Origin of the sequence: Streptococcus timonensis, from assembly GCF_047463455.1 — a bacterium.
GTDB classification, from domain to species: Bacteria; Bacillota; Bacilli; order Lactobacillales; family Streptococcaceae; genus Streptococcus; species Streptococcus timonensis_B.
Genome location: NZ_JASHDV010000003.1, coordinates 100,069 through 111,590, shown reverse-complemented (window position 1 = coordinate 111,590; position 11,522 = coordinate 100,069). Strand labels below are relative to the sequence as shown.

Sequence of the window (11,522 nt, the reverse complement as noted above, 5' to 3'; positions counted from 1 at the left end):
CAATAAATGTTAGAAATTGCGTCCAGATTTATTATAGCCGTATTTTTCAATAAAATGTTCACGAAATTCCAAAAGATTATCATCCATAATAGCTTGACGAACCTGTTTCATGAGATTAAGCAAGAAATAGAGATTATGATAACTTGTCAAGCGAATACCAAAGGTTTCATCTGCCTTAAGCAAATGACGAAGATAGGAACGAGTATAGTTCTTACATGTGTAGCAATCACACTCATGATCAAGAGGTGTAAAGTCCTCAGCAAACTGAGCATTTTTTACAACCAAGCGACCTTGACTAGTCATACAAGTCCCGTTACGAGCGATACGAGTCGGCAAGACACAGTCAAACATATCTATCCCACGAATGACCCCATCAATCAAGCTATCTGGCGCTCCCACTCCCATCAAGTAGCGAGGTTTATTCTCAGGAAGCAGCTGAGTGGTGAAATCCAAAACAGCGTTCATCTCCTCATGAGTTTCTCCAACTGCTAAGCCCCCGATAGAGTAGCCTGGGAAGTCCATACTTACAAGGTCTTGAGCTGATTGACGACGAAGGTCTTCAAATCCTGCCCCTTGTACAATCCCAAACAAACCTTGGTCATGTGGACGACGGTGAGCATTTAACCCACGTTCAGCCCAACGGCTAGTACGCTCGATTGACTTTTTCACATAATCATAAGGTTGATAAAATTGAGGACATTCATCAAAGGACATCATGATATCTGAGCCTAGATTGTTCTGGATAGAAATGGCCTTTTCAGGTGATAGAAACATTTTCGAACCGTTGAGGTGGTTCTTAAAGGTAACACCCTCTTCAGTAATGTTTCGGCTATCAGCCAATGAATATACTTGGAAGCCACCACTATCCGTTAAAATCGGTTGATCCCAATTCATGAACTTGTGAAGACCACCAGCTCTAGCAATCAGTTCATCCCCAGGGCGAAGCCACAAATGATAAGTGTTAGAAAGGATAATTCCTGAACCCATCTCTTTCAACTCTTCTGGAGACTGAGTTTTGACAGTTGCTTGTGTACCAACTGGCATAAACATGGGCGTTGGGAAAGTTCCATGTGGTGTGATAATTTCTCCCAGACGAGCTCCTGTATGTTTTTCTTTCTTAATTAATCGATATTTGATTGGTGATTCTGACATTTTTTACCTCCGAAACTAGGAAAAACAGTCCTAGTTCTTACTCTGCACCCAAGGGCATACTGTATGATTCTATCAAAAAAAACAGGAACTGTCACGAACTATGGTATAATGAAAGCATGAAATACCCAAAGATTGATTTAAAAGAAGTCCGGCAACAAGCACGACAATTCTCAGCAGAACATCCTAGACTGATGATTGTTTATTTATTACCAAGCATCCTTTTGATTATCTCTAGTTTTATAAGCCCCTTATCATTGCTTAATGAGGAAATTCTGGAGCAATCCTTTTTCAGTTTTTTAATAACGGTCATTCAATCCTCCCTCTTTCCTCTAGTTTTTGGTTTTGCAAGTTCCATTATCTTAGTTGGTGCTCTTTTTACAACCCTCAATCTCTTCAGAGTTCCTGAGATAGAACTTTCTTTCAAGGATAGTTTGGCATTGTTTGACAACCGTTTCTTTACTCAAACTTTCCTAACTCTTCTACTGAAACGTTTCTACCTCTTTTTATGGAGCCTACCCAATCTACTTGGAGTTTACTATCTTTTTTACAGCAATCTAATGGCTCGAAAATTTGTGGAACTTCATCCTGAATTTCCATCTGTCGATCTTACGAATCCAGATATTGAACAGTTTCTGCTTACTTTTGCACTTTATTTTTTTGGCAGTGTCTTTCTGATACTTATAGGAACCGCTCTTTATCTTCCTCAATACTATGCATACTCCCAAGTAGAACTACTACTTTGCGACACTCTAGCAATAGGGATTGCCAAACCAATTCGTACACTTGAAACCAGCCGTTTCCTTATGAAAGGCTACAAGTTCCAACGCTTTGTCCTTGATTTACAGCTCTTACCATGGTATTTCCTCATCTGGATTAGCTTTGGCATTGCAAGTATTTCTATATACCCCTATATTTATAGCAATCAAATTTTCTTCTATCAAAGGTTACTCGAAATCAAGCAAAGAAGAGTTTAATATCAGTTATTAAAAACCAGCACCTTCATAGAAAGTGCTGGTTGTTTTTATTTTAGGAAAAGGATACTCAAAAGAGTTAAGATTGCTGGGCCACCTTGCTTGAGAATGATTTTTTTATCTGCAGTTAAGGCACCATAGGCCGCTGCTCCTATGACAAACAATACAAAGATTGTTACGACTTCTAAGCTATGTGAGAAATAAATCCCATAAATCAGAAATACCCCAATCAAGGCATTATAAATTCCTTGGTTTTTAAACAGTGAGGTGACAGATGGTCGTGCTAATTCTTCCTTGTTCATATTAAAGACACGGCTGGTTGCGTCTGATTGGGTTGCGATACTTTCCAAATAAAAAATATAAAAATGCTCGAGGGCAACGATAGTTGCTAAGATAGTAGTAATGATTGACATCGTTTTCTCCTTAAAATTCTATTTTTTCTAGACCTGATACTAGTTTAGTCAGTAAAGCCGTCAGTTCTTGCTGCTCAGCTATCGATAAAATGCTCTCCATCTGTTTCTTCACTTTCATGTGATGTTTAGGTGGGCTAAGCAAGAGTTGATTTTTAGCTTCTTGGCTTAATTCAACTAAAACTTCTCGCTGATTGACCGGATTGCGCTTACGACTGACATAGCCCTCTGACTCTAATACCTTAAAATGTCGGGTCAAAGCTGCCTGGTCAATCTGTAACTTCTCTTGAACGGCAGTTTGGTTACACGGTGACTTTTGCAATAAAAACTGCAGAATTTGATAGCGGGTCAAACTAATTCCCAATTGTTTCTCAAAAAGTTGAGTGATCGTTTGATCTGTTAAATGGAGCTGGTACAGTAATTCATGCATTTTTAGTATTTTTCTCCTTTTGTCAATATTTGATTTATCAATAATTGACTCATCAAGTATACTGCAAATAAATTGACGATGCAAATCTTTTGCTCAATCCGTTAAATTAGTATCCTAGCTACAATCCCAGAAAACTATATTCCCAAATTTTATATCTGGATTTTATTTACGTTATCTAAGAATTTGAAAATAAAAAAAGAAGTGGAAACTGAATTAGTTCCCAACTTCTCCTCATTTATTAGTTCATAGATACGTGAACGTGGTCATAGTGGTTTTCTGTTACGCTACCACGGTCTGGCATTGGATTCCAAGTGTAGGCTGGTCCATATTTACTTGGGAATGGTGCATAGAAACGTTGTTTCCAGATAACATAACTGATTCCACGGCTAGCCATGTTCTGAATCGCATACTCAGCAACCTGATCTCCAAGAGCTGAGCTAACTGGAACCATGAAGTCAATCGCTAGACCTTTTCCGTGGTCACCTGGATCTCCTGGACGGTAACCACTAAATGACGTGATACCATATAACTTGGCAACTTCCTCTTTGAAAGCAGCTGTTTGTGGTTGAAGACCTGCATTTTCAGATTTTGTAGCTGCAATAGTTGCATAATCAGGAGCCGCTGGTGCCGCATAAGTTGGCGATGAAGCTTGGCTTGGTTCTGCCTGATAAGTTGTTGTTACTGGTTCAGCTTCTGTTGTTGCTGGCTCAGCTACAGTCGTTGTTTCTGCTACCGGTTCCTCCGAAACAGTAGTGGTTTCAACTACTGGCTGAACTGTTGTTTCTTCTACAACTGGTGCTTCAGTTACTGGTTGAACCGCTTCTGGAGAAACTTCTGTTGTTGCTGCAGGAACTGTTTCTGCTACTGGAGCTGCAACTTCGGCAGATACTGCTGGACTTGCAGGCTCTTCATCAGTTTGAGTTGTTACAGAATCAGCTACAGTTTCTGTTTCTTCTACTGGTTTAGTCAAATCTTCAACTTGTACAGTTTGGTCATCTACGATTACTTGGTTCTTTTTCAAATCTGCTGTTGCACTTGCTACATCAGAACCTACTTCTTCAGGTGTGTATACCTCAACACCTGTTACTTCTTCTTGTTCATTCACAATTGTAGTAAGCACAGTATCTGGGAAGATCAAGTCAATATTCGTAATCTTGTTCAAGTTAGCAAGGACATTTAAGTCAACTCCCAAAGCTTCCGCAATCGTGCTTAAGGTATCTCCATACTTAATTGTATAACTTGTTTTATTCTCACTTTTAGCAACATCGTTTTGAATTTGCTCAATTGTACGTGGTGACCATGCAACTTCCTCTGCTTGAGCTACCAAGGCAGGGGCAATTGATAAAGCTACCGTTGATGCTAAAATAATTCGTTTCTTCATACTATTCAAACTCCTTTTTCAATGTAGTACATGTCTATCATAACACAAAGAAAAAAGAAAAAAAGCCCTTTGGGGGCTATTTAACAAAACTGTTTAGACTCTGTAACAAACCACATTAATTGAAATAGTTTGTTAGATTTTTGTCATAAAGTCGACATATTGCTCCAGATATCATTGATCGTTCAAGAGAGTAATAATATCCTCTAATGCTCTTATTTGTTGGTTTCCTTCTTCAGTACAACTTAAAAAATTAAGACTTTTTATTCCGCTGTTTTGTGCAAATTCTATGTCCAAAAGGCGATCTCCTATGTAATAGGTCTGATCTATATCTAAATAATACTTATCTAATAAATAGATAGCTGCTTCTGGGCTTGGTTTACGAGCAAAACCACTCTGACTCGTTAAAATTTCAGTAAAATAGTGAATCAATCCCAAATCTTTTAGAATTGTTAACGTATTGTCTCCCTTATGAGTATAGACAAACTGTTGAATCCCTTGCTGTTTTGCCCAAGATAAGACTTCAAGCGCACCTGGCATCAAGATGACCTGGGCATTCTTTTCAGCCAAGCTATGAGCACGGACTTGATTGAGCTTATCAACATCCAAGCCTCTTTCTTCTGCCACTTGCACTAGTAAATCCTGGACAGAGTATTTCAAGATAAAAGCTCGAACTTTTTCCTTGTCAAAAGGAATGGAAAACTGTGCATAGGTCTCCTCAATTCCTGACAAAATAGCTTCATAGGAGTCCAATAAGGTCCCATCTAAATCCCAGATAAAAGCTGTTTCTTGCATTTCTCATCCTTTCGATGTCATATAAACTTGATAACGATAGCGTAGGAACATCCAACGGAAACCATTATCCAAAAGCGTTCCTGCCCAAATACCAGGCAAGCCCCAACCAAGAACAATTCCCATCAGGTAGCCTGTTCCGATACGGATACACCACATCCCGATACTTGTTGCATAAAAGGGAAGGCGGGCATTTCCCAAACCCTGCCAGACAGCTGTATAAATGACTGTCCCCGTCGTCATAGGAGTCCCTAGTAGAGAGAACAGCGTCACTAAAACACTGGCTTTAATAGCCGCAGAATCACTGGTGTAGAGGTAACCTAGTGGTGTTCCGAGAGCATAGATACTAAGCGTCAAGGGCAACATGAGAAAGAGGGATAGCCAAAAAGTTTGCCTACTGAGTTTGTCCACCCTTGCCCAATCATTCTCCCCTACTGCTCGTGCCACCTGCATAACTGTTGCCGTAGCGACACCAAAAGCAGGCATGTAGTTAAATTGAGTCAAGACTTCACCAATCGCGTTTCCCGCGACAGCCTCTGTCCCAAAGGAAACAACTAGGGCAATAATAACCACATCTCCAGCTCGCATCATGAGACGCTCTCCCGCTGCAGGTAAAGCTAAGGTCAGCAAATCTTTGTCCAGTCCAAACCTTGGCCTCGTATATGGAAGTTTTAATTGTGACCACAAAATTACAACCCCGATCAAACGAGACAAAATAGTCCCCCAAGCTACACCAGCTATCCCCATATCAAGGATAAAAATGGCGACACTTGAAAAGACAATATTCAAGGCATTGGATAAAAAACTAACATAAAGCGGCAGCCGAGGATTATGAGTAGCACGAATCAAGGCACCCAGACTAGTCATCAACCCCAGGAGAACGATTGTCCCACCAACTAAAGATAGGTATAAGCCTCCACTTTCAGCCACAGCCTGTTCAGTACCCAAAAGACCAATCATCTCTTGACCTGCAAAGATGGACAAGCCACCTAAAATTAAACTCAATAGCAAGGTTATCTTGAGAGCTTCTGTCACATGGTAGGCAAGTCTAGACTGGTCCTTCTGCCCCAGACTTTTTGAAATGACGCTTGAAATCGCAGCTCCTAGAGCAATAAAAATTGCCTGGTAAATGGTAATAATATTACCAGCTACTGACACACCCGAAATGGCTATCAAACCTAGATGGGCCACCAGATAACTATCCACCATTCCCATGAGCATCTGCAAGAAATTTTCACCCATGGCTGGCAGGGCTATGTTGAGAATGTCTTTATATTTCTTAAACAATCCTTCCTCCTGATGAAAAGAAACTCAGTTAGTTGCCCAACCGAGTTTACTTCCTCTGTTTTAAAGTCCTAGATAAGATTCTACTGCAGCCTGCATATCTGCTGCTGCAACAATTGTCTTGTGACGAACCGGAGCTGTTTCGAGACCATCAACTGCTGGTGGCACTGCTACTCCTGAGATTTCATGTAATTGAGCCAAGGCCTCAAAGTCACTAAGACCTGATTGTCCAGTCACAGCTTCTACTGCAACGACTGGGAATTTGTATGGACTAGCTGTTGAAGCAATCACAGTCTTAGTCGCATCACCTGTCGCTGCTTGGTATTTTTTATAAACAGCTGAGGCAACCGCTGTATGAGGATCCTCAATATAAGAATCTGATTCGTAAACACGCTTGATTTCTGCAGCTGTTTCTGCTTCTGTCGCATATTCTGCTGCAAAGAGGTCAAGGATCTCTGCATCAAAGTCTGTCAATTCATACTGACCTTGAGTGTTCAAGGCATTCATAAGTTCAGCGGTCTTTTTAGCATCATTTCCCAAAAGGTGGAAAATCAAACGCTCCAAGTTTGAAGAGACCAAGATATCCATAGACGGGCTAGTAGTTACCTTAAACTCACGCTTCTTGTCGTAGACACGAGTTTTAAAGAAATCTGTCAAGACATTGTTGTCATTTGAAGCACAGATTAGCTTGCCGACTGGTAGGCCGATTTGCTTAGCGTAAAAGGCAGCCAAGATATTTCCAAAGTTTCCTGTCGGTACGGTAAAGTTAACCTTGTCACCAGCCACAATCTCGCCAGTTTTAACAAGCTGAGCGTAGGCATAAACATAGTAGACAATTTGTGGTACCAAACGGCCAATATTCATAGAGTTGGCTGATGAAAATTGGAGCTTGTTTGCTGCCAATTTCTCGCGAAGGGCCACATCGTTGAACATATGCTTCACATTTGTCTGAGCATCATCAAAGTTTCCATCAATGGCGATAACATGAGTGTTGTCCCCAGTTTGAGTGGTCATTTGCAACTCTTGCACCTTGCTGACACCGTCTTTTGGATAAAAGACGATAATTTCAGTTCCAGGTACATCCGCAAATCCAGCCATGGCAGCTTTTCCAGTGTCTCCAGATGTTGCTGTCAAGATGACAATCTTGTTTTCCAAGCCATGTTTCTTAGCAGCTGTTGTCATAAAGTATGGCAAGATAGACAAGGCCATGTCTTTAAAGGCAATGGTTGATCCATGGAAGAGTTCCAAGTTGTATTGGCCATCGAGTTTCACAAGAGGGGCAATAGCTGGCGTATCAAACTTGCTGTCATAGGCGTTGTTGATGCAGTAGTCCAATTCTTCTGCTGTAAAGTCATCCAAGAAGGCTGACAAGACAAGCTTGGCCACTTCTTGGTAAGAAGCATCTTTTAATGTGTCAAAATCCAAATCTACCTTTGGATAGCTAACTGGAGTAAATAAGCCTCCGTCTGTTGCCAAACCTTGCAAAATTGCTTGGCTGGCTGTTACTGTATTGTTCGCGTCACGCGTTGATTGATAAACTAATGTCATAAATCTCTATCCTTTATCTATAGTCTTATTCATTATAACATGATTTTTTAGAAAATTCTTCCTTTATCGGAAAATTATAGGCCCAATTCTTCTTTCAAAGGCACTAAATAAGCCATTTCGCTCTGACCTCTCATCTCAAGTCCTTGCTCTGCTATCGCTAGCAAGTCTTTGGAGAATTGGACAATCCCAACTGTTTCTTCATCTGTGAGTTGCTTCTTAGAAAACTGTCTTCTCAAAGACTTGTAGTCACGACCAAATCTCTCAAAGAAGGGTGCTGTTTCTAGGTAAGTTTCAAACTTGTCAAGATTCACCAACAAACCTAGATGAAAGGCTGCTGAAGCAAAGGTGCGGTCTAGCGGTTGTGTACAAACACTACGAAATTCAACAGTACCTCTTGTTGTCAAGTCTTGAAACTGGTAGCTACGGTGCGTTTGGAAATCCTTCTCTTGAGGGGCAAGCAGAGTCTCTTTCCCATTTATAGTATAAGCATGAATCTCATTAGTAGCTAGGTAATCTCTAGCTTGAATCGGAGAAAAATAATAGGTTTCTCCATCTCGTTCTGCTGTGAAAATCGCAGAATGGTCTAAATAATCAAAGAAATCATCCTCATCTTTAAAGAGTCTGGTATTGACACCAACATTCTCTGGATAAATCCCATGCATGGATTCTTCCCAAAAAATATCTCGTGAAATCTGGGTGTCCCAGTCTGCTCCCGAAAACTCAGAATTGGCAAATAAGAAAGCTTTGGCTGACTCAATCTGAGTGAAAGCATTGATGACACGTAGGTAGTTAGCGGTCGAAACATCCAACTGGACTTGACTCCCGCAGATGAAGGCTCCGTATTGTGGAAAGTCATGTAAATGCGCACTTTCTTGGTGACTCCCCATACTCAGATAATCCATCAGCATCTGATAGCGTGGATAAGCCACAGGTCTATTATCATTGATATCCCAGTTCGGGTGAATCCCCCATCCCTGGATAGCATGGTGCTTTTCTCCTAGTTTTCTTTGGATTACCTTCATATAGGCCTGAAAACGTCCTTCAACCTCTTGGATATTCTGAGCCCTACCAAAGGCAAACTCCAAGGTCGTGTAGGAAACCTCAAATAAAATACGATCTTGACTGATTGGTTCTACAAGTTGAATTGGATTGCCCTCTTCATCCAATCTTTCAACTTCTAAATCAAGAGCTTCTACTAAGAATCGCATTAATTCCTTGCTAACTTCAATATTAGTAGGATTTCCACCTATATGGACGATAGGAAACTCTAATTCAATTCCAACAAATAAGTCAGGATTTTCTTTAATATGTTTTAAATAACGGTTTTTCAATAACTGGATTGAAGGGGACATAAACACCTCTCACTCTAAATTCTCTAACCAGAAAAATAAATTACTATCTATTATATCAAAAACTGAATCAGAAGCATCTTGAAAAATGTCTTTCCTAATTTTAATAAGACATTTAAAACTTTTATACTAATTTTTATACTATTATTTTTATGTTATATTTAAATACATTGATATATCAATGTTTTAAAAGTAAACATTTTCACAATTTTTTGAAAGTTTAGTATAAGTAGTTGATTTTTTTATGAAAACGATTTATACTTAAATAGTCTTAAAGTTTTCTTAAACTACGAGTCAAACATTTTATAAGGAGGAATGACAATAATGAGTATCGGAATCATTATTGCGAGCCACGGTGAATTTGCCGCTGGTATTCATCAGTCAGGATCTATGATCTTTGGTGAACAAGAAAAGGTTCAAGTTGTAACCTTTATGCCAAACGAAGGTCCAGACGATTTATACGCGAAGTTCAATAATGCTGTGGCTGCATTTGACGCAGAAGATGAGGTTCTAGTCTTGGCTGACCTTTGGAGTGGGTCTCCATTTAACCAAGCTAGCCGCGTGATGGGAGAAAACCCTGAACGTAAATTTGCTATCATCACAGGACTTAACTTACCGATGTTAATCCAAGCCTACACTGAGCGCCTGATGGACGCCAATGCTGGAGTGGACAAAGTCGCTGCGAACATCATTAAAGAGGCCAAAGATGGCATCAAGGCTCTTCCAGAAGAGCTAAATCCAGCTGAGGAAGTTGCAACTGCTGCAGCTACACCTGTAGCCCAAGCTGCTATTCCAGAAGGAACTGTCATCGGAGACGGAAAACTTAAGATCAATCTTGCACGTCTTGACACTCGTCTTCTTCACGGACAAGTCGCAACTGCTTGGACACCAGATTCAAAAGCTAACCGTATTATCGTTGCTTCAGATAACGTTGCTAAAGATGACCTTCGTAAAGAATTGATCAAACAAGCAGCTCCAAACGGAGTGAAGGCTAACGTTGTTCCAATCCAAAAATTGATTGAAGTTGCAAAAGACCCTCGTTTTGGTGAAACACACGCCCTTATCTTGTTTGAAACACCTCAAGATGCTCTTCGTGCTATCGAAGGCGGTGTGCCTATCAAGACTCTTAACGTTGGATCAATGGCTCACTCAACTGGTAAAACAATGGTCAACAACGTATTGTCAATGGACAAAGACGACGTTGCTACATTTGAAAAAATGCGTGATCTCGGTGTTGAATTTGACGTACGTAAAGTACCAAACGACACTAAGAAAGATTTGTTTGATTTAATCAAAAAAGCTAACGTTCAATAATCAAAATCTACTTCTAAGGAATCATTAGAAGAATGATAATACTCTTCATTATAATTAAATAGAAAAGGAATAAAACCATGTCAGATATTTCAATTATTTCTGCTATCTTGGTCGTATTTGTTGCCTTCCTTGCAGGTCTTGAAGGTATCCTCGACCAATTCCAATTCCACCAACCAATCGTCGCATGTACCCTTATCGGTCTTGTAACTGGTAACCTCGAAGCAGGGGTTATGCTTGGTGGATCACTTCAAATGATTGCTCTAGGTTGGGCAAACATCGGTGCTGCCGTAGCTCCTGACGCTGCCCTTGCCTCTGTTGCCGCTGCAATCATCATGATTAAAGGTGGTAACTTTACTACTGAAGGTATAGCAGTGGCAACTGCAACTGCAATCCCTCTTGCCGTAGCTGGACTTTTCTTGACTATGATTGTTCGTACAATTTCAGTCGCCTTGGTTCACACTGCTGATGCTGCCGCTAAAGAAGGTAACATTGCAGCTGTTGAGCGTGCTCACTACTTTGCCCTTATTCTTCAGGGTCTTCGTATCGCTGTTCCTGCAGCCTTCCTTATCGCTATCCCAGCTTCTGCTGTTCAAGACGCTCTTGGTTTAATGCCAGACTGGTTGAACGGTGGTATGGCTGTTGGTGGTGCCATGGTCGTTGCCGTTGGTTACGCTTTGGTTATCAACATGATGGCAACTCGTGAAGTATGGCCATTCTTCGCTATCGGTTTTGCTCTTGCAGCAATCTCTCAATTGACTTTGATTGCCCTTGGTGTCATCGGTGTTGCCCTTGCCTTCATCTACCTCAACCTTTCAAAACAAGGTGGAAACGGTGGCGGAGGAGCTGCAACTTCTAACGATCCAATCGGTGATATCCTAGAAGACTACTAGAAAG

The 11,522-nt window shown here is 40.7% G+C and carries 11 protein-coding genes; 3 read left to right on the top strand and 8 right to left on the bottom strand.

What is annotated here, in order from left to right; genetic code table 11:
- Positions 1 to 9: 9 nt before the first annotated feature.
- Positions 10 to 1,152 carry a tRNA guanosine(34) transglycosylase Tgt gene (gene tgt / locus QM847_RS05880; RefSeq protein WP_414354511.1) on the bottom strand — a complete coding sequence of 381 codons (1,143 nt, stop codon included), beginning with the start codon at positions 1,150 to 1,152 and terminating at the stop codon, positions 10 to 12.
- 116 nt (positions 1,153 to 1,268) lie between these two features.
- Here tgt and QM847_RS05875 point away from each other — a divergent pair, with 116 nt between their 5' ends.
- The gene (locus QM847_RS05875) at positions 1,269 to 2,126 is read left to right on the top strand and encodes a DUF975 family protein (RefSeq protein WP_414354509.1); all 858 of its coding nucleotides are present in this window, start codon (positions 1,269 to 1,271) and stop codon (positions 2,124 to 2,126) included.
- A gap of 47 nt (positions 2,127 to 2,173) precedes the next feature.
- Here the strand turns inward: QM847_RS05875 and QM847_RS05870 are convergent, their stop codons facing one another.
- The 7 genes from QM847_RS05870 to QM847_RS05840 form a co-directional block, all read right to left on the bottom strand.
- Positions 2,174 to 2,536, bottom strand: a complete 363-nt coding sequence (locus QM847_RS05870; RefSeq protein ID WP_414354507.1) for a DUF1304 domain-containing protein — start codon at positions 2,534 to 2,536, stop codon at positions 2,174 to 2,176.
- Between the two features lie 10 nt (positions 2,537 to 2,546).
- On the bottom strand, positions 2,547 to 2,963 hold the full coding sequence (locus tag QM847_RS05865) for a MarR family winged helix-turn-helix transcriptional regulator (RefSeq protein ID WP_414354506.1): 417 nt from the start codon (positions 2,961 to 2,963) through the stop codon (positions 2,547 to 2,549).
- 238 nt (positions 2,964 to 3,201) lie between these two features.
- Complete coding sequence (locus QM847_RS05860) at positions 3,202 to 4,344, bottom strand: LysM peptidoglycan-binding domain-containing protein (RefSeq protein WP_414354505.1); 1,143 nt, start codon at positions 4,342 to 4,344, stop codon at positions 3,202 to 3,204.
- Positions 4,345 to 4,515: 171 nt separating this feature from the next.
- Complete coding sequence (locus QM847_RS05855; protein WP_414354503.1) at positions 4,516 to 5,136, bottom strand: HAD-IA family hydrolase; 621 nt, start codon at positions 5,134 to 5,136, stop codon at positions 4,516 to 4,518.
- Between the two features lie 3 nt (positions 5,137 to 5,139).
- Positions 5,140 to 6,420 (bottom strand): MATE family efflux transporter, encoded by a 1,281-nt coding sequence (locus tag QM847_RS05850; protein WP_414354501.1) that lies wholly within the window; start codon positions 6,418 to 6,420, stop codon positions 5,140 to 5,142.
- A gap of 60 nt (positions 6,421 to 6,480) precedes the next feature.
- A complete protein-coding gene (gene thrC, locus QM847_RS05845; protein ID WP_414354499.1) occupies positions 6,481 to 7,965 on the bottom strand; it encodes a threonine synthase in 1,485 nt (494 codons plus the stop codon).
- Between the two features lie 74 nt (positions 7,966 to 8,039).
- Positions 8,040 to 9,317 carry a gamma-glutamylcysteine synthetase gene (locus QM847_RS05840; RefSeq protein WP_414354498.1) on the bottom strand — a complete coding sequence of 426 codons (1,278 nt, stop codon included), beginning with the start codon at positions 9,315 to 9,317 and terminating at the stop codon, positions 8,040 to 8,042.
- Between the two features lie 321 nt (positions 9,318 to 9,638).
- On the opposite strand from QM847_RS05840, the gene QM847_RS05835 reads away from it, so the two are divergent.
- Together QM847_RS05835 and QM847_RS05830 are read left to right on the top strand one after the other, a co-directional pair.
- On the top strand, positions 9,639 to 10,628 hold the full coding sequence (locus QM847_RS05835; protein WP_414354496.1) for a PTS sugar transporter subunit IIB: 990 nt from the start codon (positions 9,639 to 9,641) through the stop codon (positions 10,626 to 10,628).
- Between the two features lie 77 nt (positions 10,629 to 10,705).
- Complete coding sequence (locus tag QM847_RS05830; RefSeq protein ID WP_250307691.1) at positions 10,706 to 11,518, top strand: PTS mannose/fructose/sorbose transporter subunit IIC; 813 nt, start codon at positions 10,706 to 10,708, stop codon at positions 11,516 to 11,518.
- The last annotated feature ends 4 nt before the right edge of the window (positions 11,519 to 11,522 follow it).